This is a genomic window from Streptomyces pseudoechinosporeus, assembly GCF_054783935.1.
Genome location: NZ_BAAGPS010000072.1, coordinates 76,380 through 96,179, shown reverse-complemented (window position 1 = coordinate 96,179; position 19,800 = coordinate 76,380). Strand labels below are relative to the sequence as shown.

17 protein-coding genes and 4 pseudogenes are annotated in these 19,800 nt (G+C 70.9%); 12 read left to right on the top strand and 9 right to left on the bottom strand.

What is annotated here, in order from left to right:
- A pseudogene (locus ACYVO6_RS41875) lies at positions 1–854 on the bottom strand (NAD-dependent DNA ligase LigA); the annotation flags it as partial.
- On the bottom strand, positions 842–1,702 hold the full coding sequence (locus tag ACYVO6_RS41870) for a hypothetical protein (protein WP_461070875.1): 861 nt from the start codon (positions 1,700–1,702) through the stop codon (positions 842–844). The gene ACYVO6_RS41870 and the pseudogene ACYVO6_RS41875, both read right to left, overlap by 13 nt.
- Here ACYVO6_RS41870 and ACYVO6_RS41865 point away from each other — a divergent pair.
- Positions 1,671–2,150, top strand: coding sequence for a site-specific integrase (locus ACYVO6_RS41865; RefSeq protein WP_461070873.1), 480 nt, complete (start codon positions 1,671–1,673; stop codon positions 2,148–2,150). The two genes, ACYVO6_RS41870 and ACYVO6_RS41865, sit on opposite strands and share 32 nt — an antisense overlap.
- Here the strand turns inward: ACYVO6_RS41865 and ACYVO6_RS41860 are convergent.
- Positions 2,119–2,634, bottom strand: a complete 516-nt coding sequence (locus ACYVO6_RS41860; RefSeq protein ID WP_461070871.1) for a GNAT family N-acetyltransferase — start codon at positions 2,632–2,634, stop codon at positions 2,119–2,121. The genes ACYVO6_RS41865 and ACYVO6_RS41860 overlap by 32 nt on opposite strands.
- Positions 2,635–3,119: 485 nt before the next feature.
- Here ACYVO6_RS41860 and ACYVO6_RS41855 point away from each other — a divergent pair, with 485 nt between their 5' ends.
- Together ACYVO6_RS41855 and ACYVO6_RS41850 are read left to right on the top strand one after the other, a co-directional pair.
- The gene (locus ACYVO6_RS41855) at positions 3,120–3,650 is read left to right on the top strand and encodes an ATP-binding protein (protein ID WP_461070869.1); all 531 of its coding nucleotides are present in this window, start codon (positions 3,120–3,122) and stop codon (positions 3,648–3,650) included.
- Positions 3,651–3,716: 66 nt separating this feature from the next.
- Positions 3,717–3,830, top strand: a pseudogene (locus ACYVO6_RS41850) (deoxyxylulose-5-phosphate synthase); the annotation flags it as partial.
- 119 nt (positions 3,831–3,949) lie between these two features.
- Here the strand turns inward: ACYVO6_RS41850 and ACYVO6_RS41845 are convergent.
- From ACYVO6_RS41845 to ACYVO6_RS41835, 3 genes and pseudogenes are all read right to left on the bottom strand, one after another.
- Positions 3,950–5,038, bottom strand: coding sequence for a DNA polymerase III subunit beta family protein (locus ACYVO6_RS41845; protein WP_461070867.1), 1,089 nt, complete (start codon positions 5,036–5,038; stop codon positions 3,950–3,952).
- A gap of 127 nt (positions 5,039–5,165) precedes the next feature.
- A pseudogene (locus tag ACYVO6_RS41840) lies at positions 5,166–5,396 on the bottom strand (hypothetical protein); the annotation flags it as partial.
- Between the two features lie 44 nt (positions 5,397–5,440).
- Positions 5,441–6,286, bottom strand: coding sequence for a CDP-alcohol phosphatidyltransferase family protein (locus ACYVO6_RS41835; protein WP_461070866.1), 846 nt, complete (start codon positions 6,284–6,286; stop codon positions 5,441–5,443).
- A gap of 179 nt (positions 6,287–6,465) precedes the next feature.
- Between ACYVO6_RS41835 and ACYVO6_RS41830 the strand changes: the two genes are divergently transcribed.
- The 5 genes and pseudogenes from ACYVO6_RS41830 to ACYVO6_RS41810 all read left to right on the top strand — a co-directional run.
- Positions 6,466–7,452 carry a zinc-dependent alcohol dehydrogenase gene (locus ACYVO6_RS41830; RefSeq protein WP_461070865.1) on the top strand — a complete coding sequence of 329 codons (987 nt, stop codon included), beginning with the start codon at positions 6,466–6,468 and terminating at the stop codon, positions 7,450–7,452.
- Between the two features lie 188 nt (positions 7,453–7,640).
- Positions 7,641–8,039 carry a 6-pyruvoyl trahydropterin synthase family protein gene (locus ACYVO6_RS41825; RefSeq protein WP_461070864.1) on the top strand — a complete coding sequence of 133 codons (399 nt, stop codon included), beginning with the start codon at positions 7,641–7,643 and terminating at the stop codon, positions 8,037–8,039.
- A 17-nt stretch (positions 8,040–8,056) separates the two neighbouring features.
- Positions 8,057–9,157: a glycosyltransferase family 4 protein gene (locus tag ACYVO6_RS41820; RefSeq protein ID WP_461070887.1), complete on the top strand. Its 1,101-nt coding sequence runs from the start codon at positions 8,057–8,059 to the stop codon at positions 9,155–9,157.
- An 8-nt stretch (positions 9,158–9,165) separates the two neighbouring features.
- Positions 9,166–10,095: a class I SAM-dependent methyltransferase gene (locus ACYVO6_RS41815; protein WP_461070885.1), complete on the top strand. Its 930-nt coding sequence runs from the start codon at positions 9,166–9,168 to the stop codon at positions 10,093–10,095.
- A pseudogene (locus ACYVO6_RS41810) lies at positions 10,092–11,096 on the top strand (lysylphosphatidylglycerol synthase transmembrane domain-containing protein); the annotation flags it as partial. The gene ACYVO6_RS41815 and the pseudogene ACYVO6_RS41810, both read left to right, overlap by 4 nt.
- A 194-nt stretch (positions 11,097–11,290) precedes the next feature.
- Here the strand turns inward: ACYVO6_RS41810 and ACYVO6_RS41805 are convergent.
- On the bottom strand, positions 11,291–12,109 hold the full coding sequence (locus tag ACYVO6_RS41805) for a creatininase family protein (RefSeq protein ID WP_461070863.1): 819 nt from the start codon (positions 12,107–12,109) through the stop codon (positions 11,291–11,293).
- Between the two features lie 77 nt (positions 12,110–12,186).
- Between ACYVO6_RS41805 and ribA the strand changes: the two genes are divergently transcribed.
- The 3 genes from ribA (at position 12,187) to ACYVO6_RS41790 (ending at position 16,133) form a co-directional block, all read left to right on the top strand.
- Entirely contained in the window at positions 12,187–12,861 is a 675-nt protein-coding gene (ribA, locus tag ACYVO6_RS41800; RefSeq protein ID WP_461070862.1) for a GTP cyclohydrolase II, read from the top strand.
- A gap of 48 nt (positions 12,862–12,909) precedes the next feature.
- Complete coding sequence (locus tag ACYVO6_RS41795) at positions 12,910–13,890, top strand: ornithine cyclodeaminase family protein (RefSeq protein ID WP_461070861.1); 981 nt, start codon at positions 12,910–12,912, stop codon at positions 13,888–13,890.
- Positions 13,891–14,018: 128 nt separating this feature from the next.
- Complete coding sequence (locus ACYVO6_RS41790; RefSeq protein WP_461070860.1) at positions 14,019–16,133, top strand: tetratricopeptide repeat protein; 2,115 nt, start codon at positions 14,019–14,021, stop codon at positions 16,131–16,133.
- Here the strand turns inward: ACYVO6_RS41790 and ACYVO6_RS41785 are convergent.
- Together ACYVO6_RS41785 and ACYVO6_RS41780 are read right to left on the bottom strand one after the other, a co-directional pair.
- The gene (locus tag ACYVO6_RS41785; RefSeq protein WP_461070859.1) at positions 16,120–17,865 is read right to left on the bottom strand and encodes a hypothetical protein; all 1,746 of its coding nucleotides are present in this window, start codon (positions 17,863–17,865) and stop codon (positions 16,120–16,122) included. The two genes, ACYVO6_RS41790 and ACYVO6_RS41785, sit on opposite strands and share 14 nt — an antisense overlap.
- A gap of 80 nt (positions 17,866–17,945) precedes the next feature.
- Positions 17,946–19,184, bottom strand: a complete 1,239-nt coding sequence (locus ACYVO6_RS41780; protein ID WP_461070857.1) for a serine hydrolase domain-containing protein — start codon at positions 19,182–19,184, stop codon at positions 17,946–17,948.
- A 417-nt stretch (positions 19,185–19,601) separates the two neighbouring features.
- On the opposite strand from ACYVO6_RS41780, the gene tgmA reads away from it, so the two are divergent.
- Entirely contained in the window at positions 19,602–19,793 is a 192-nt protein-coding gene (tgmA, locus tag ACYVO6_RS41775; RefSeq protein ID WP_461070855.1) for a putative ATP-grasp-modified RiPP, read from the top strand.
- Positions 19,794–19,800 lie beyond the last annotated feature (7 nt).

Here is a 19,800-nt window from a genome sequence, read left to right as displayed (position 1 = left end):
GCACAGCACCCGCGACAGCGGCTGGTCCTTGGCCGTGCCGATCGCGGCGAGGAGGTTGTCGGTGCTGGTGGCACCCATCCGCTCCAGGCCTAGCAGCTGGTCGCGGGTGAGGGTGAACAGGTCGGCGAGATCGGCCACCAGGCCGGTCTCGACGAGCTGGACGACGCGGGTGTGGCCGAGGCCCTCGATGTCGAGCTGGTCGCGGCCGGCGGCGTAGGAGAGGGCGGCCACCAGGTGGCAGTTGCGGCCGTTCTCGCAGCGCCAGCGCTGCTCGCTGGTGTCCATCGCCGAGCCGCACCGCGGGCACACCTCGGGGAAGACGATGGGCTGTTCGATACCGGTCCGCAGGTGGGCGACGGGGGCTTCGATGCGGGGGATGACGTCGCCGGCCCGGTGGACCATGACGTGGTCGCCCAGGCGCAGGTCGCGGCGGGTGATGTCGGCCGGGTTGTGCAGGGTGGCATAGGTGATGGTAGAGCCGTCGATGGTGACCGGCTCCAGCACGGCGCGCGGGGCGATGATGCCGGTGCGGCCCACGTTCCACTCCACCTCCAGCAGCCGCGTGATCTTCTCCACCGCGGGCAGTTTGTAGGCGATCGCCCAGCGCGGGGCGCGCGTGCCGGATCCGGCGGCCTGCTGGTCGGCGGCCCGGTCGGCGAGTCGGGCAGCACCTGCTCGGGATGGTCGGCCTCCCACGCCGCGATGCCGCGCATCAGTCGGTCGTAGGCGTCATCGTCCAGCACCGACGTGCCGCCCGCGTAGTAGGCGGCCGCCGCCTTCATCGCGTCCTCGACCGCCTGCGCGTACGCGACGGCATCCACGATCACTGCAACTGGTGTGGTCATGCTCGCCATCCTGCCTGCCACCACTGACAACGCCCCGGGCACGCGGCCACCGAACCCCGCCGACGCGCTGCACCCTCAAGCAGCGGCTGCACGAGCTCCTCGCCGATGACACCGGCGCCATATCCCCGAAGCTGCAGCCCCTTCACGACGCCCTGGCCGGCACCGAACGGGCTGGCACCGCGATGCGCCGGCTCTCCAAGGGCATCGTCTCCACCGTCTTGTCCGATCTCGGTTCCGGCCGCCGCCCCCTCACTCACGAGGCCCTGGATGAACTCCCTGAGGGCAAGGTCGTCGAGCACATCCGCAGCGTCCTCGTCGCCACCGGAGTCCTGCCCCGGCGGGACGAGCAGATGGTCCGTCTCGAACGGCACGTGAAGGACCTCGTCGCCTCCCACGCGACCGTCGAGGGACGGAAAATCCTGTATCGGCACGCGACTTGGCACCTCCTGCGTCGGCTTCGCCGACGCAGCCGTGGCAAGGAAATCACGCACTACCAGCTCAAGGTCGCGCGGCAACATCTGCGAGCGGCCGTCTATCTCCTGGACCGGCTCGCGGGCCAGAACCTGACCCTTGCCACCTGCCGTCAGGCAGACCTTGAGCACTGGATGACCAGCGACGACGTCCGTCTTCGTCTGAAGGCAGGCCACTTCGTGCGCTGGGCCCTCTCCCAGAAGATCGTCCGTGATCTCAGCTTCCCGGCCGTGCGATGGAACGGCCCCTCCCAGGCGATGGACGTCGAGGCCCGCTGGGAGACCGCCCGCCGCCTGCTGCACGACGACACCCTCAAGCCCGAAGACCGCCTTGCCAGCCTGTTGTTGCTCCTCTATGCCCAGTCCCGCCGCGATCTCCCGGCTCACCGTCGACCACATCGAGGAGACGGACGGAGCCGTCCGCATCCGCCTCGGCGCCGTCCCGGTCGAGCTTCCCGCACCCGTCGCTGAACTGGCCCTCCAGCAGGTCGAGGTTCGCCGCAGCCACGCCGTCCTCGGCCGCACAGACTCACCCTGGCTCTTCCCCGGAAGCCAGCCCGGCCGCCCGATCAGCGCCTGGGCCATGGGCGAACGGCTCCGCAAACTCGGCATCCGGCTCGCGGAAACCCGCTCAACCGCCCTGTTCCAACTCGCCACCGAACTGCCCGCCGCGGTCCTCGCCCGCACCCTCGGCATCGACATCACCGTCGCCGTCAAATGGCAGCGAGCCGCCGTCGGAGACTGGGCCGCCTACGCAGCCGAGATCGCCCGACGGAACTCGAAAGCTGATCCCTGCACCGATGTCAGACCCGCTCGAACGGCTCCGCGTACTTGAAGACGCCCCGCAGCGCGGGGTCGTGGGCGGTCAGGGTGCGGACTTGGAAGTACTCGCCCCACGCGGGGTCCGGTGCGGTGATGCCGTAGTCCGTGCTGGTGCGGAAACCGTAGCGGCCGTAGTACGCGGGGCTGCCGAGGAGGGCGACGAGGGGCTCGCCCAGGGCATCCGCTGCGCCGAGCACGGTGTGGACGAGGGCGAGGCCGACGCCGCGGCGCTGGTGGTCGGGGTGCACGCTGAGCGGGCCGAGGCCCAGGGCGGGGGCAGTGCCGACATGGCCACGGGTGCAGACCACGTGGCCTACTACCTCGTCCTTGTCGCTGAGTGCCACGAGCGACAGTTCCGGCAGCCAGCCGTCGCAGGTGCGCAGCTCGTCGAGGAGGGTTACCTCCACCGGAACCGGAGTCTCCGGCTTGGCGAAGGCCGCCGCGGTGACGGTGCTTACGGCGGGGACATCGGCAGGCGTTTCGCGTCGGATCAGCACCGGCACAGTCTGGGCCCCGAGCCGCGGCGCAGCAAAGGATTTTGGGGTACGCCCGCCCGCCCAACCGGCCTGATCGATCGCGAGCAAGACGCCAGCAGTACCAGCCTCGCCGTCGTCTGCTCGGTGGCCGCCCGCACCAGTAGCCGGTGAAGAGGACGTGGTCGGGTGCGCCGCTCGGGTGGCGTGAGATCGGTCGCTGGCCCGGAGCCCTCCGCCTGGCGCGTGACGACATCCGTGACGAGGTCCTCACGCCCTTCCGTCCCGGAGCGCACCGCCCGCCACTACCCACAGCGCTCGTCAACCCCCCTTCGCCGGGGCCGTGTTCAACGCGGGCCGTGATCGCCGGGATATGGCCCCGGACCCGTACAACGCCCGTACAGGACCCGTACAACCAAGGCGAGCAACGACCGCGTACTCCGTACGACGAGGACGACGTACGGCCCTCGCACCTGGTCACCGGCGCCCCGCCCACCCACGCTGACACCGTGACACAGCAACAGACCACCGACACCGGTGAACCCCGCACCTCCGACCGCCAGTTGACCCTCCACCTCAGCAGCACCAGACGGGGCGCCCGGCTCGCACGCCAACTCGCCGTCCAGCAGTTCACCGAGTGGACCGGCCTCCCGTACGATTCCGATCCCGCCCGCACCGTCGCCCTCGTCACGGCCGAGCTGGCGTCCAACGCCATCACGCACGGCAACGTTCCCGGCCGCGACTTCCGGCTGACGCTGCTCCACCTGCTCCGGCCCACCGCCGTACGGATCGAGGTGACGGACATCCGCCCCGAGCGGTTGCCCCCCGACCCCGCCTCCCTCGCCCCACCTGCCGACGCGACGTCGGGCCGTGGTCTGCTCCTTGTCCAGGCGTACGCGAACCGCTGGGGCTGCACCGTCCACGACGCGTACACCAAAACCGTCTGGGCCGAGGTGTCCCTACAGCAGCCGAACACGTCGTTGCCCCTCCGCACGGGATGCGGCTCTGAGCGGGCGACCACCCGGGCGCACGAGGCGTAGACAGCCGGCCTGCGGCCTGGGGAGGGGACGGCCCGAGCGGCAGCACCAGCCGACCGTTACGACTCAGGCGGGCCCGGTTACCGCCCGCGCACCTTGCGAGAGGTCCGCGAGCGGATGACGTACGCCCGGCGCACCGGCGAGTCCCTCGCCAGGGCACTCGTACGTCCCGACGTGCCGTGACGGCCAACGCGGACCTGCCGCGGGTCGCGCGTACTCCACGTCCGTGCCGGGCGACGCCCTGGAGGCTGTACTTCGAGTCGCACGAGCGACCCCCAGGAGCACGTTGAGTGAAGCGCTGGTCAGTTGTCCAGACGGACCGGCATCAGCATCGAGAACGTGTCCTCGTCGTCGGGCCGACGGATCGCGATGGGTGCTGTAGGAGCGCCGAACTCGACGATCAGCTGGTCGCGGGCTCCGGCGGTGAGCGCGTGCAGCAGGAACTCGCGGTTCACGGCGACGTGGTTCTGGTCGTCGTCACCGTCCTCGCAGATGGTCACCGTGCCGTCGGCCGTCACCTTGAGCACGCTGAGATCGACGGATTCACCGTCCGGCTTCTGCACCTCGCTCGCGCGGACGGGACCAGTCTTCACCGCCTCCTGGAAAGCCGGCACATCGACGAGGGCGCGGCGCCCGGCCGGCAGCTGGACGAGGCGACGGTAGTCGGGGAAGTCGTGGTCGAGGCCCTGGCCGGCCGCCTGACGGCTCCCGTCCCCGCTCTCCAGCGTCACGCGGTCACCGTCCACAGCGAGTTGGACGGGTTCCTCGCCGCTCAGCAGCGCCCGCATCGCGTCGGCGAGCGGGGCAGGCACGATGACCTGCATGCGGGGACCGCCGTGCCCGGTGGTACCGGTTCGCGCGACGGCCATCCGGTACCGGTCGGTGGCCACGACGTGGAGTGCCTCGTCCTCGATATCGAACAGGACACCGCCGAGCATCGGCAGCTCCGGGTCGGTACTGGCGGCGAAACGGACCGCGTCCAACGCGGCGGCCAGCTCAAGCGAGGAGACGGACAGCCGGATGGTGGCGGTGCGGAGCGACGTCATGGGGTTCTCCCTGTGTTCGAGTAGTGCTCGGAGCGTGGAGAACTCGCTGCGGGCATCGGACAGCCCCAGTTCAAGACGGCGCAGATGCGCCTCAAGCAGCTTCCGCACCAGGTCGGTGTCCGCGCTGGACCAGCCGGCCAGCACCAGCCGGATGTCCGCCAACGGCATACCGGCCCGGCGCAACCGGGCCAGCAGCCGGGCCTCTTCCAGCTGCTCGGGGCCGTACCAGCGGTAGCCACTCACCGGATCCACCCAGGCGGGGACCAGCACACCGGCACGGTCGTAGAACCGCAGGGCGCTCACGCCCAGTCCGCTGTCCCGGGCCATCTCACCAATGCTGCGCATTTCGCTCTCCACACCCAGGACTCTGAGCCCTCCACCAGGTCGAGGGTCAACTCATGGACATCGCGCGGTGACGCATCTGTCAGGGGTGCGTCTCGCGATGGGTCTGTCAGAGGTCCGGCACCGAGGTTCACGCTGCGGTGGACGTCCGGTGGACGAGCTCGGGGAAGGTGTCTTCCCACACGTTGCGGATGTGTCTGCTGACCAGGGTGCGCAGCCCGGGCCACTGGCCGATCAGCAGGTCCCGGTTGAGCAGGGTGACAAGGTCGTCGTGCTGTCCCTCGGCCAGGACGGTGCGGTAGAGACTCATACGCTGCCGTGGCCGGTCCAGGTCGTACGTGCGCAGGCCGGACCAGGCAAGCAGTACATGGTCCTACCGGAGCTACGGAAGCCTGCCGTGATCTGCTACAGCCTCGATGAACTGGTCGCCCTGCCCGACGCGGCGAGTGCAGGAAGCGAGGAGGGCACGGAAGCCACGGAGGAGTAGGCCTCAGCGGCGGCAGGCTCGGCGGACTCGCGAGGCGTCGCGTGGCCCTCCCGGTTCCTCCACAGCCAGCCGATGTCGCGGCCGAACGACCACACCAGCGAGCCCAGTGCCAGGGCGACCGTCGCGAGGGTCAGGGCGTACGGGAGGATGCCCGCTCCCGCGATCAGCAGTGCCACTCCCTGGAGCGCCGCCACCGTCTTGCGGGCCGTGCTCGGGGGCAGGGCGGCGTTCAGCCAGGGGAGGAAGCGGGCCGCGGCGACGAAGGCGTAGCGCATGGCGCCGATCAGCAGGACCCAGGGGCCCAGCTGCGTGGAGACGTACACGCTCAGGACCAGGATCAGGAAGGCGTCGACTTCCATGTCGAAGCGGGCGCCCAGCGCGGTCGAGGAGCCGGTGCGGCGGGCGACCTTGCCGTCGACCGCGTCGAGGATCAGGGCGACCGTGGTCAGGGCGACCAGGAGGGTGACCGGTGGCGGGCTCTGGAAGGAGTCCGCGACCAGGGCCGTGACGCCGCCGACGAGTGTGGCGCGGCCCAGGGTGACGCGGTTCGCGGGACCGAAGGAGCGGGGCCGGGTGCGGTGCAGGGCGCGGGCGAGCACGGCCCAGGTGGCGAACGCGAACGCCAGGCCCGTCAGCCAGCCCGCGGGACCCATGCCGATGGCCGTGCCGATCACGGCCAGCAGGAGGAGCTGTATGCCCGCTCCCACGGCCGTCTCCTGCTGTACCTGCACGAGCCTCGCGTCGTATGTGTTGTTCAGGGCCACCGCACATCCTCCGGCCAGATGACAAAGTCGATCACTGCCGCTTACGTTGTTCCGCGGCTTCGCAACGGTCGGTACGTGCACCGTCGCCGGAGCGTTCAGCCGGACTCAGCAGGTTCACAGCTTGGGCACGACTTTTTGCATGACTTTGCAGCACGAATTTTCAGGAGGATGAGATGCCGATGGACCGCGTTGCGCGCGCCTTCTGGCTGGAGTCTCCGGGTCACGGCGAGATACGGGATGCCGATCTGCCGAGCCCCGTCGAGGGCGAGGTTCTGGTGCGCACGCTCTTCTCCGGAGTGAGCCGGGGGACCGAGACCCTCGTCTTCCGCGGTGGCGTGCCGGAGAGCCAGTACGGCGCGATGCGGGCGCCGTTCCAGGAGGGCGAATTCCCGGGGCCGGTGAAGTACGGGTATCTCAATGTGGGCCTGGTGGAGGAGGGGCCGGCGTCGCTCGTCGGGCGGACCGTCTTCTGTCTCTATCCGCATCAGACCCGATACGTCGTTCCGGCCAGTGCCGTGACGCCCGTACCCGAGTCCGTGCCCGCCTCGCGCGCCGTCCTCGCCGGCACCGTGGAGACCGCGGTCAACGCCCTGTGGGACGCCGCCCCGCTGATCGGCGACCGGATCGCGGTGGTCGGCGCCGGAATGATCGGCGCCAGTGTCGCCGCCCTCCTCGCCCGGTACCCCGCCGTCCGCGTCCAGCTCGTGGACGCCAACCCGGAGCGCGCGGAACTCGCCCAGGCGCTCGGCGTCGACTTCGCGCTCCCGGCGGACGCCGCCGGCGACTGCGACCTGGTCGTGCACGCCAGCGCCACCGAAGCGGGACTCACCCGCTCACTGGAACTCCTCGCCCCGGAGGGCACCGTCCTCGAGTTGAGCTGGTACGGCGACCGGCGGGTCAGCCTGCCGCTGGGCGAGGCCTTCCACTCCCGCCGACTGGTCGTCCGCAGCAGCCAGGTGGGCACCGTGTCCCCGGCCAGGAGCGGGCGCCGTACGTACGCCGACCGGCTCGCCCTCTCGCTCGAACTGCTCGCCGACCCCGCCCTGGACGCGCTGATCACCGGATCGTGCGCCTTCGAGGAACTACCGGAGGCGATGGCCGCGCTCACCGGGGGTCAGACGCAGGCGCTGTGTCACCTGGTTCAGTACGACACTGAAGGGGCCTGACCACCCCGGATCGGTTCGGGACTACGCCCGGTGACCGGTCCGCCGAACGACGCGTCCCAGCCACGCGTCCGAAACAAAAACCCGCCGAAACTTCCTCCCGTACCCCCTGAACACGGAGAACGGACCTGCCGTACTACACGGCACGCCCGGCAGAGGGATCAGACGCGCCGCACCTGGAGGGTCGTCCGTTGTTCAGCATCACCGTCCGCGATCACCTCATGATCGCCCACAGCTTCCGCGGGGAGGTCTTCGGACCCGCGCAGCGCCTGCACGGGGCGACGTTCCTCGTGGACGCCACCTTCCGCCGCGCCGAGCTGGACGACGACAACATCGTCGTCGACATCGGACTGGCCACTCAGGAACTGGGCGGAGTGGTAAGCGAGTTGAACTACCGCAACCTTGACAACGAACCCGACTTCGCCGACACCAACACCTCCACGGAGTTTCTGGCCAAGGTCATCGCCGACCGCCTCGCGGAGCGGGTGCACAAGGGAGCGCTGGGCGAGGGCGCCCGCGGACTGTCCGGCATCACGGTCACCCTGCACGAGTCGCACATCGCCTGGGCGAGTTATGAGCGTGGCCTGTGAACGCCGACATCATCCCCATGTCTCTTCGCGCCATGCACTTCGTGATGCCCGGCACAGTGGACGACCCGACCAAGCCCAGCGGCGGCAACACCTACGACGCCCGGGTGTGCCTCGACCTTCCCGCCTTCGGCTGGCAGGTCCACAAGCACGCGATCGACGGCAGCTGGCCCCGGCCCGGAGCCGCCGCCCGCGCGGAACTGGCCCGCACCCTCCATGAGTTGGCGGACGGCACCGTCGTGCTCCTCGACGGACTCGTCGCCTGCGCCGCCCCCGAGATCATCGCCGCGGAGACCGAGCGGCTGCGCCTGGTCGTCCTCGTTCACCTGCCGCTCGGCGACGAGACGGGGATCGACCCCGGCCTCGCGGCGGAACTGGACGCCCGCGAGCGCCGCACGCTGCGTTCCGTGCCCGCGATCGTGGCCACCAGCGAGTGGGCGGCCCGCAGGCTGGTCGCCCACCACGGGCTGGCCCCCGACCGGGTCCATGTCGCCGCGCCCGGCGCCGACATCGCGCCCCTGGCCGCCGGCACCGACGGCGTCTCGCGGCTGCTGTGCGTCGCCTCGGTCACCCCGCGCAAGGCGCAGCACCGCCTCGTCGAGGCCCTCGCCACCCTCACCGACCTGAACTGGAGCTGCGTCTGCGTCGGCGGCCTGGGCCAGGACCCCGACTATGTCGCCGAAATCCGGGAGCTCATCGGCCAACACGGCCTCGGCGACCGGCTGCAACTCGTCGGCCCGCAGGCCGGAGCCGAACTCGACGCGAGCTACGCCTCCGCTGACCTCCTGGTGCTCACCTCGTACGCCGAGACGTACGGCATGGCCGTCACCGAAGCGCTGGCCCGGGGCATCCCCGTCCTGGCCACGGACGTCGGCGGGCTCCCCGAGGCGGTGGGGCGCGCACCCGACGGCGGGATGCCCGGCATCCTCGTACCGCCGGAGAACTCGGCGGCGCTCGCGGCGGAACTGCGCGGCTGGTTCGTCGACACCGATGTACGACGTCGTCTGAGGGCCGCCGCGCGCGGACGCAGGGCCGCGCTGGACGGCTGGGCCGCGACGGCCCGGAGCCTGGCCGGTGTGCTGGGGCGACTTGGGCGGGACGCAAGGAAGGGGGCAGCGTGAGTACGAGCATGACACCACCCGAGCACGCGACGCCGAAGGTCCCGGAGGTGGGAACGATTCGGCTGGGTGACCGCAGGCGCGGCGCCGCCGACGCGGAGGCCGACGACGTGACGCGGTACGCCCCCGAGTGGCTGGAGTTGCGCGAGAGCGCCGACGCCGCCGCGCGGTCGGTCGAGCTCCTCGATCCCTTGCGGATCCGGCTCGCGAACCTGCCGCAGCGGTCCAACGGCCTGGTGATCCATGACCTCGGCTGCGGCACCGGCTCCATGGGCCGCTGGCTCGCCCCGCGACTCGACGGCCCTCAGCACTGGGTCCTGAACGACCGCGACCCCTATCTGCTGCACTTCGCCGCCGTCGGCTCGCCCCGCACGGCCGCCGACGGCAGCCGTGTCACTGTCGAGACACAGCGCGGCGACGTCTCGCGGCTGACCGCGGACGCGCTGAAGGGTGCCTCGCTGGTGACCGCCTCCGCCCTGCTCGACGTACTCACCGCCGACCAGATCGAGGCGCTCGCCAAGGCCTGCGCCGGAGCCGGCTGCCCCGCCCTGCTGACGCTGTCGGTGGTGGGGCGCGTCGAACTCACGCCCGCCGACCCGCTGGACGCCGAGATCGCCGAGGCGTTCAACGCCCACCAGCGCCGCGATGACCTGCTCGGCCCCGACGCGGTCACCACGGCCTGCGACGCCTTCGCCCGGCACGGCGCGACGGTACGGGTGCACCCCAGCGCCTGGCGGCTCGGCCCCGACGAGTCCGCGCTGATGGCGGAGTGGCTGCGTGGCTGGGTCGGCGCGGCCGTCGAGGAGCGCCCCGAACTCGCCGCGCGCGCGGGCGCCTATCTGAGGGGGCGTCTCGCGGCGTGCGCGGCGGGGGAGTTGAGCGTCGTGGTGCACCACAGCGATCTCCTCGCCCTCGCCCGTCCGATGGGAGGGGCGGCATGAGTGCGCAGGCGGTGGCAGCCGACGCGCAGCCACGCGCCGTCCGGGTCGAGCCGGCATCAAGGCCCGTCCTGGACGGCAGTGAAGAGCAGGCGATACGAGGCGCACGGGCGGCCCGGGCTCCGAAGCCGGTCCCGGACGCGCGCCGCACCCTTCGTACGCTCTGGTCCCGTATCGACTCCCGCGCTCTGCGCACCCACTTCGGCACCTTCGCGGGCGTCGCCATTCTCGGCGTACTCGTCTGGCGGATGGGCACCGGCGTCGTCGTGGACGGACTGCGCCGGGTCGACGGCCCCACCGTGCTGGCGGCCCTCGGGATCGGCGTGGTCACCACGGTGTTCAGCGCCTGGCGCTGGTGCCTGGTGGCCCGGGGCCTGAAGATCCGGCTGCCGCTGGGTCCTGCCGTCGCGGACTACTACCGCTCCCTGTTCCTGAACGCGGCGCTGCCCGGCGGCGTACTCGGCGATGTGCACCGCGCCGTACGGCACGGGCAGAGCGCCGGTGACCTCGGCAGGGGCGTACGCGCCGTGGTCCTCGAACGCGTGGCGGGCCAGGTGGCGCTCATGGCCGTCGGCGGGGTCCTCCTGCTGACGCTGCCCTCGCCGGTCCAGGCACAGACCCAGCACCTCGTCGAGGCATCCGCCATCGCGCTGGCGCTCGCCGCGATGATCGCGGCCGTCGTCGCGGTCCGGCTGAAGGGCTCGTCGCCCTCGTCGCGACGCATGCCCCGCCTGCGCAACGCGCTCGCCGAGGCGCGTGAAGGGCTGGTGGCCCGCCACACCTGGCCAGGTGTCGTCGTCTCGTCGGCCGTGGTGCTGGCGGGCCACCTCGTGATGTTCGTGCTCGCCGCCAGGGTCGCGGGAGCCGACGCGTCCCCAGTCGTGTTGCTGCCCCTGGCGGTGCTCGCCCTGCTCGCCATGGGACTGCCGCTGAACGTCGGCGGCTGGGGCCCCCGCGAGGGCGCCACCGCCTGGGCCTTCGGCGCCGCCGGACTCGGCGCGAGCACCGGGCTTTCGGTCGCCGTCGTCTACGGAGTGCTCAGCCTCGTGGCGAGCCTGCCCGGCATCGGCGTACTCGTCGCCCGGTGGGCCATGAGCCTGCGGCGCCCGCGACCCGCGTACGAGAAGGGTGCGCCGCAGCGCCACAACGGCCATGTCCCGCGCTCACCACCGGCGAACGCGGGGGACGCGGCCGACGGTCAAGGCCGGCTGCTCTCGGCGCCGTCCTGCCCGGCCCCCTTCTGTATGGCGTCCACAGCGCCCGGAGCGGAATTCGCCGCTTCCGGCCTGAGGATCGAGAAATACGAACCGAAGCAGTCCACCAGGCCCGCCAGCAGCTCCTTGCCTTTTGCGGCGGTAGCCAGCGAAGGACGGCCGATGACACCGGACTCCGTGTAAGCGGACATATCGAGGGTGAGAAGATGCCGCCGGTCGTCGGCGAGGAAGTCGGAGGACTCATATCCGGGACGCACCATTTCCGGATGAGCGTGCAGCAGGATGGACGTCTCCAATTCCCCCGCATGCATATCGCTGAGCAGCGAGGTCCGCACATCGGCCCGGACCCGCGCCTCCTCCCAGTCCTCCGCGGCCGGGAACAGCGCCATGCGCGTGCCGCTGCCGGCGGATTCCTGCACCACATTGCCCAGCACGTAGTTCCCGCCATGTCCGTTGACCAGTACCAGGGCGTCGATGCCCGAGCGACGAAGCGAGTCGGCTATGTCCCGTACCACCGCGTGGAGTGTCACCGCGGAAATACTGACCGTCCCCGGCCAGGCGGCGTGTTCGTGCGAGCAGGCGATGGTCAGCGGAGGGAGGAGATGCACCGGGTACGCGGCGGCGACCTCACGGGCGATGGTGCAGGCGATGACGGTGTCAGTGGTCAGGGGTAGAAAGGGCCCGTGCTGTTCGAAGCTGCCGATGGGGAGGACGGCGACGCCGGGCCGACGCGCCCTCACGTCCTCCGTGGTGTCCAGCGGCAACAAGCCGGGGGTGGTCAGCTGTGTTCCCGAACCGGTCATGGTGTTAAGGCCTTTCGTTCCGTAGGCACCGACGAGAGCAGGCTAACGCGGCAACGGCAGATTGGATGCAGGAGAAAATGAAGGAAAGCAAAGGCGTGCTCGGTCGAAGTGCCCGCCCCAAGGCAGATGTCCAGTCGGGTGTCCAGCGTGTGGTGGATCTCCAACTGCACACCGTGTACGGAGATTTCTACGCCGTAGGCTATTTGGACCTCGAACGCGGGGATGAACAAGTGGCCCTCATATACGGCGATATCGACGGAACGGAGGACACTCTCACCCGACTGCATTCGGAGTGCCTCACCGGAGACGCCTTCGGGTCCACGCACTGCGAGTGCGGCGACCAGCTGTCGACCGCCCTGCGCACCATCGTGGCGGAGGGCCGCGGCATCCTCCTCTACCTCCGTGGCCACGAGGGCAGAGGAATCGGCCTGCTCGCCAAACTGCAGGCGATGAAGCTCCAGTCGGAGGGCCTGGACACGGTCGAGGCGAACCTCGCCCTCGGTCTCCCGGTGGACGCCCGCGACTACGGCGTAGCCGCGGACATGCTGCACGACCTCGGCGTGCCCTCCGTACGGCTGCTCTCCAACAACCCGGCCAAGAGCGAGGCCCTGCGGCACCACGGCATCGAAGTCGCCGAGCATGTCCCGTTGTTGATACCGCCGCGCGAGCACAACATCAGCTATCTGCGCACGAAGCGGGAGCGCATGGACCACCACCTGCCGCATCTGGACGCGGTGATCCACTGGTCCTGAACTGGTCCCGACTGGTGCGGCGGCCCGGATCCCGGATAGGAACAGGGGATGACAGAGACAGATGACGTCGTCCTCTACCTCTCCGGACACCAGGTGACGGAGCTGCTGAGCACCGACGCGGCCATCGCGTCCCAGCGCGCGGCCTTCACCGCGCTCGGCGACGGCACCGCCGACCTGCCCGGCAAGATCATGCATCCGAGCGGGTTCGACGACAGTGTCATGTTCGCGTACCTCGCGCGGCTGTCCGCGGACACCGGGGCCGTCGCCAAGTTCGGCAGCGTCAATCCGGGCAACGCGGCGGCCGGACTGCCGAGCGTGCACGCGGTGATCAACGCGCTCGACCCGGTCACCGGCCGCCTGGCCGCCGTCATGGACGGAACGGCGGTGACGACGCTGCGCACGGCCGCGGGCAGCGCGGTGGCCTTCGACGCGCTGGCCACCGCCGACAGCGCGGAGCTGGGCCTGCTCGGCTCGGGCACGCAGGCGCTGGCCCATGCGCGGGCGGTGGCGCGGGTGCGGGATCTGCGGGCCGTACGCGTGTGGAGTCCGACCCCTGCTCACCGCGAGCGGGCGGCCGAGCTGCTGGCGGCCGAACTCGGCATCGCCGCCAAGGCCGTCGACTCGGCCGAGGAGGCGGTGTCCGGGCTGCCCATGGTCGTGGCCTGCACGCTCAGCAGCACGCCCGTGGTGCAGGGCGAGTGGCTGGCGCCCGGCTGCACGGTGGTGAGCGTGGGGTCCTTCGAGCCAACCCGCAGCGAGGTCGACGCCGAGGTCGTACGGCGGGCCGCGGCCGTGGTCGTCGACGACCCGGACACCGCGGCGGGCCACGCCGGTCCCGTGGCGGACGCACTGCGCCACGGGCTGCTCACCTCTGAGGACCTGATTCCGCTCGGCGGTGTGCTCACGGGCCGGTGCGGCGGACGTACGCACCCCGACGACATCGTCTACTACAACAGCGTCGGCCTCGGCATCCAGGACGCCGCCGCGGCCTGGGCCGTGATCGACGCCGCCAGGGAGGCAGGCCTGTGAGCGGTGTGCCGGGACGTACCGACCAGAAGACTGACGGTCCGTGAACTAACGGCCCTACCACGGTCTTTCGCGTATGGGCGCTGCCGCTACCGTTGATTCCCAAGGGTGCCGGGAACGGGGAGCGTGGTGTGGTGGAGCCCATTTCGATGGCTGCTGTGGCGGCGGTGCTCGGGGCCGTGGGCTCCGGGATGGCCAATGAGGCCGGGAAGTGGGCCTGGGAGTCGGCCGGCGGGCTGGTGCGGAGGATCGCCGGGCGGGAGGTGGCCGCGCCGGGGAATCCGGCCGAGGTGGATGCGGTGGCGCGGCTGGTGTACGACGGAGTGCGGAGCGATCCGCAACTCGCGCGGGCCTGGGCGACGTTCGCGGGTGGTGTGCAGAGGCCCGGAGCGGTGGTCGGGCGGCCCTTTCTGCCGGCGTCCATACGGTCCTTCACCGATCGGCGCGAGGCGATCAAGCAGCTGGACGAGGAGGCTCGGCGCAAGGCCGACGGGCGTCCTCGGCTCGCTCTGCTGTACGGCCCGGAGGGCATGGGCATCACCACGCTCGCCCGGCACTGGGGAGTGCGGGCGGCCGAGCGCTTCCCGGACGGTCAGATGTATGTGGATCTGCGAGGCGGCAGCTCTGGTACGGCACTCGACGCGGCGCGGGTACTCGGCGAACTGTTGCAGCAACTCGGGTTGCCAGACGAGGAGTTGCCGCCCGCGTTCCCGGAACGGCAGGAGCTCTTCCAGGGGTTCGTGGCGGACCGGAGGCTGGTGGTCATCCTCGATCACGCGCAGTCCGCTGCCCAGGTCCTGCCGGTGATCGGCTCCGCGCCCGAGGTGTTCACGATCGTCGGGGCGCGGCATGCGCTCGTCGGCCTCGACGCGTTGCGGATCCCCATAGGCCCGCTCAACAAGCGCGACTCGAAGCGGCTGCTCACCGCCCTGGTGGACAAGTCCGCGCTCGCGGCCGCCCGTGCCGCGGTGCCCTCCGTGCTGGCCCGGTGCGCCGGTTCGCCGTACGCGATCCGGGCGGCAGCGCCGCGTCTCACCGCGCCCCTGGAGGAGGCTTCGACCGTGTCCCACAGCGACAGCGACCCCGTACGTGCCGCGGCCGAGGACTCGTACCGGCTGCTGGACCCCGGCCCGGCGCAGCTCTACCGCCTGGCGGCGCTGTGCGGCCTGCCCGCCTTCGACGCCGCGAGCGCCGCGCGTGCCGCGGATGTCGAACGGGCCGATGCGGAAGGGTGGTTGGAGGTCCTCGCCGAGTCCATGCTGCTGGAGCGCATAGGCAACGGGCGCTATCACTACCGGTCCGGTGTTCGCGCGCACGCCGAGGCCGTCGCCGCTCGGGAGGACGGGATCGTGGCGTGTTCGGCGGCCATGAACCGGGTCGTCGAGGCGCAGTTGCGGCTGGCGGTGGGCGCCGCGCGGGCGGCTCTGCCGGAGAGCTGGCGGATTCCCGGACCGGTGGAGGGGATGGTCCCGTTCGCGGACCGTGGTGCGGCGGTCGCCGCACTCGCCGCCGAAACGGGCAACCTGGTCCGGGTGATGAGCCTCGCCGAGGAGTTCCGGGACCAGGACACCGTCGTACGGCTGGGACAGGCGCTGTGGCCCTTGCAGCTCAAGGCCGGCCGGCACGACGTACTCCTGCCGGCCCTGCGCACTGCCGTGCGGGTCGCCGACGAGCATGTCCCGGGGACGCGTGAGGCCGGGGCACTGCACGCTCAACTCGCCCATACGCTCACCGAGTTGCGGAGGTGGGAGGAGGCGGAGACCGAGGCGCTCGCCGCCGCGCGGGATGAGCAGGCCGCCGGGCATGTGCGCGGCCACGCCTCCGTCGTCGAGTTCCTGGGGTTGCTGCGACTGCGGCAGTGGCGGTTCCAGGAGGCGTACGACTGCTTCGAGGAGTCGTACGCGATCTACGGCCGTATCGGTCCCGACGACGAGGGGGCCGATCATCTGCCGCGGGCCCTCGCTCTGCTGGACCGGCATCGGGGGCGTGCGCTGCGGGGGCTGCAACGGCGTGCGGAGGCACGGGAGTTGCTGGAGCGGGCGCTGGCCTTCTTCCGGGCGAGCGGTGAGGCGTACAACTCGGCGCGGACGCTCACCGATCTCGCCGAAACCCGCCTGGACGGCGAGGAGTTCGAGGAGGCGCTGCCGCTCGTCGACGAGGCGATCGCCGCGCTCGCGGAGGAGAAGGCCGAGTATCACCTCGCGCATCTGCGGGTGCTGCGGGAGCGCTGCGTCAGCCCGGAGTGACGCGTACGCGGTGGACGGTCGCGCCGGTACGGACCGTCAGGCCCTCGGTGAGCAGCTCCTCCACCGATTTGCCCGCCGCCAGCCATGCGTGCAGGCCTGAGGCGTACGCTGCGGGGTCTGTCGCCGACTCGGAGGCGAGCCGGAGAAGTTGACCCGCGCGGGTGCGGACCGTGCAGGCGTCGGGAGCGGTGATGTACGCCGCCAGCGCGCAGTGCGGGTGTCGGGTCAGCATGGCGGCCGTCCATCGCGCGGGGGAGCCGAAGCGGGGGTCGGTGGCAGAGCCCTCGCGGAACACGACGTCGGCCAGGGCAAGTTGACCCGCGTCGCGCGCGTCCTCGTGCACGGCGGTGTGGGCCTCGCCCTCGCCGGTCGGCTCCGCCCGGGGGTCGGCGTAGCGCTCGACCGCGATGTCGCCCGCATCGAGCAACCGCGTCAGCACACGGAACGGGACCGTGCGGGACGGGGGGTCGTACGGAGGCAGGGGCAGCGGTTCGAGGAGCGCGGGCTCCGGGGGCTCTGGGAGGTTCATCTGCCCGTAGAACAGACGACGCAGGCGTGCCGCCGACTCGCCCGGCATGGACGTGGTGAACTCTGCGGGGCCGGGGGTGGGTTGGTGCCGGGCCAGGAGTGAGTCCAGTTGCGGTCGCAGGGGTGTCGTGGCGTCGAGGCGGGGGGTCTCTCGTACGAAGTCGGAGATCGGTGCGTCGGGGTCGAGTCCTGTGAGGGGTGCGGCGCCAAGGAGTACGGGGGTGCCCAGGGCGGCGGCGTAGTAGGAGACCGAGCCGTGGTCGCCGATCACCGCGTCGGCTGCGAGCAGGGCCTGGCGCCAGCCGTCGATCGGGTCGATCAGGGTGAGGCCGGCGCGGCGGGCGCGGGCCAGCCAGGCGCGGATCTGGCCGGGGCCGTGACCGTGCCAGATGTTGGGGTGCAGGACCGCGGCGATCCGGTATTCGTCGGCGGGGAGTTCGGAGGTCAGCCGGGGGAGGAGCGTCGGCAGGACGTCGTCGCCGTGGTCACCGCCGTCGCCGAACAGAGACTCCGTGTTCCAGGTGGAGTTGAGGAGAACCAGCCGCTGGCCGGGGTGGACGCCGAGGGTCCGGCGGTAGCGGTCGCGGTACTCGCGCGCCGCCAGCATGCGGTCGAAACAGGGGTCTCCGGCGAGGACCGCCGTGTGCAGCGCTTCCGGACAGGCCCTGTGCAGCCGTTCCCGCTGCTCCGGGTGGGAGAGAACGAGCGCGTCGGCGATCGGAGAGCCGTCCTCGGCAAGCAGCCACTCACGAGAAAGTCCGAAGACGGGTGCGGCAGTCCGTGCCCGGCTCCCGGCTCCCGGCACCCGGCACCCGGCACCCGGTGTAGTCAGTCTCTTAGTGTAGCCAATCCCATGGGACAACACGGTCAACTTGCCTGAAAACGCTGCAAGTTGGCCACCGAAGCTTGCCGAGATCGCCAGTCTCACCGGCGTACGAACCGCCTGCTCCCAAGGCACCACAGGTATCCCGGTGTCGGCGAACAGCTCGGCGAGCCCCGCGCGGAAGGCGGAGGAGCCGGGCGTGGTCACCAGGAGCTGGATCCGGAAGTCATCGTGGAACAGGGGAAGGACATCCAGGAGCCGGGTGGCCGCGGTGACGTTGTGCGCGATGAGCAGGACGGGGTGGCTACGGCTTCGCGTGGCCCAGTGTGCCGCGTCGTCCCCGACCGGCACCCGTATCCAGCCGTCCCGCCCCGAGTCCATCCCACGCCCTCTCGAAGACACCCGCCCATCGGGCACCGTTCACGCGATCGGGCAACGATAGTCAATGAGCAGCGCGCATCTCAGCCGGCGACGACCTCGTGCACCAGCCGCTTCAGGTCCGCGAACCACGTCGGTCCCGCCGTCGGCCGTACCTGGGTCAGGAACTGCACGGTCAGGTCGTGGCGCGGGTCGACCCAGAAGGTCGTGCCGGCCGCGCCGGACCAGCCGTAAAGGCCGGGGCTGGACGGTGATTCCGTACGGGCCGGGTCGATCACGACCGAGACGCCGAATCCGAAGCCGACGCCCGCGTTGCCGGGGAGGTCGTGGACGGGGCTGCCGAAGGTGCGGAGGTCGGCGGGGAGGTGGTTGGAGACCATCGTGTCCACGGTCTGCGGGGTCAGGAGCCGGGTGCCGTCGAGTTCGCCGCGGCGGCGCAGGAACTCCATGAAGCGGTGGTAGTCGTGCGCGCTCGCCACCAGGCCGCCGTTGCCGGACAGCAGCCGCGGACGGCTGCGCCCCGGCTGCTCAGGGCTCCGTACGAGGCCGCCCTTACCGCCCTCGCCGCCGTCGTCACTCTCGACGTACAGAACGGCCAGCCGGTCGGCCCGGTCCTCGGGAACCCAGAACCCCGCGTCCGTCATCCCCAACGGCCCGAAGACCCGCTCGGCGAGGAATGTGTCCAGCGGCAGCCCGGACACCACCTCCACCACCCGCCCGAGAACAGTCGTCGCGACCGAGTAGTTCCACTCCGTCCCCGGCTCGAACTGGAGCGGCAGGCCCGCGAACAGCTCACAGGCCTCGACCAGGTCCGCGTCCGGTGGCTCCGCCCGCTCCACCCCGGCGGCCCGGTACGCGGCGTCGACGGGATGCACGTGGTAGAAGCCGAACGTCAGCCCGGCGGTGTGGGTCAGCAGATGCCGGATCCGGATGGGCTCCTCGGCGGGGCGGGTTCTGAGGTCCGGGCCGCTGCCGTTGACGTACACCCGGGGCTCGGCGAAGGCCGGCAGATGGCGGGCCACCGGGTCGTCGAGGTCGAGCAGGCCCTCCTCCTGGAGCATCAGCGCCGCGACGGACGCGATCGGCTTGGTCATGGAGTGGATCCGCCAGATCGTGTCCGTCCCGACCGGCATCCCGGCCTCCCGGTCTCGGAGGCCGTACGGAGTGAGATGTGCGACACAGCCGTGACGTGCCACCGCGATGAGGTACCCGGGCAACCGGCCGTCGTCGACGAGGCGGGCGAAGTGTTCGTCCAGCCGTCCCAGGGCCGCCGGATCAAGGCCGACCTCGGCCGGTTCCACCTCTTGTCGCAACTCGCTCATCGTCCGCTCCCGTTCGAGGAAGGAGATGTGGTCCCTGTGCTGTTCCAGTGAAATCTATCGCCGACCTGCGGATTCGTGAGGTCGACGACGACTGCCCGTATACCGGAGGTGCTACACGGGCGCGTGTGACGCGTGAGGCGTCGGGGTGTGCGCCGGAGCGCTGAAGTGCGCCCGAAGACCGGATCCGCGAGGCCCGGGTATACGTCATAGAAGGCGGATGGGTGCCCCATGCATGAAGTGTGCGGCCGAGCCGGACGGGGGCTTGAAGCCGAACGGCGCGATTGATTACACAGCGTGAAGCAACCATTCGACTGTTCGATTCGTATATCTCCGTGGAAGCCCAGCAGACCCGTCAGGCCCCGCGACGCCGGAGCGTCACGATCCGCTTGACCGGAAAGCACCGAGCAAGGAGACCCAATGCGACCGTTCGCGCTCAACTACGCACGTCCGGCCCAGCAGTTGGAGGTCAGCGTTCCGTACGCGTATGACTCCAGACTGCAGTTGAACGTCCTTCCCGATGGGCGGCCCGCCGCTCATGACTACGCCGTGTTGCGGGAGCTGGGGGCCACGACGTCCACGGCGGGCTCGAAGACCCACTTCGACGACTGAAGACGGA

Bases quoted from the DNA above. Each gene is read 5' to 3' on its own strand.
- ribA (WP_461070862.1), top strand. From the start codon at position 12,187: ATGAAGGAAAGCAAAGGCGTGCTCGGTCGAAGTGCCCGCCCCAAGGCA.
- ACYVO6_RS41845 (WP_461070867.1), bottom strand. From the start codon at position 5,038: ATGCGCAGCATTGGTGAGATGGCCCGGGACAGCGGACTGGGCGTGAGC.
- ACYVO6_RS41820 (WP_461070887.1), top strand. From the start codon at position 8,057: ATGTCTCTTCGCGCCATGCACTTCGTGATGCCCGGCACAGTGGACGAC.
- ACYVO6_RS41785 (WP_461070859.1), bottom strand. From the start codon at position 17,865: ATGGACTCGGGGCGGGACGGCTGGATACGGGTGCCGGTCGGGGACGAC.
- ACYVO6_RS41865 (WP_461070873.1), top strand. From the start codon at position 1,671: ATGCCCAGTCCCGCCGCGATCTCCCGGCTCACCGTCGACCACATCGAG.
- ACYVO6_RS41780 (WP_461070857.1), bottom strand. From the start codon at position 19,184: ATGAGCGAGTTGCGACAAGAGGTGGAACCGGCCGAGGTCGGCCTTGAT.
- ACYVO6_RS41805 (WP_461070863.1), bottom strand. From the start codon at position 12,109: ATGACCGGTTCGGGAACACAGCTGACCACCCCCGGCTTGTTGCCGCTG.
- ACYVO6_RS41815 (WP_461070885.1), top strand. From the start codon at position 9,166: ATGACACCACCCGAGCACGCGACGCCGAAGGTCCCGGAGGTGGGAACG.
- ACYVO6_RS41795 (WP_461070861.1), top strand. From the start codon at position 12,910: ATGACAGAGACAGATGACGTCGTCCTCTACCTCTCCGGACACCAGGTG.
- ACYVO6_RS41830 (WP_461070865.1), top strand. From the start codon at position 6,466: ATGGACCGCGTTGCGCGCGCCTTCTGGCTGGAGTCTCCGGGTCACGGC.
- tgmA (WP_461070855.1), top strand. From the start codon at position 19,602: ATGCGACCGTTCGCGCTCAACTACGCACGTCCGGCCCAGCAGTTGGAG.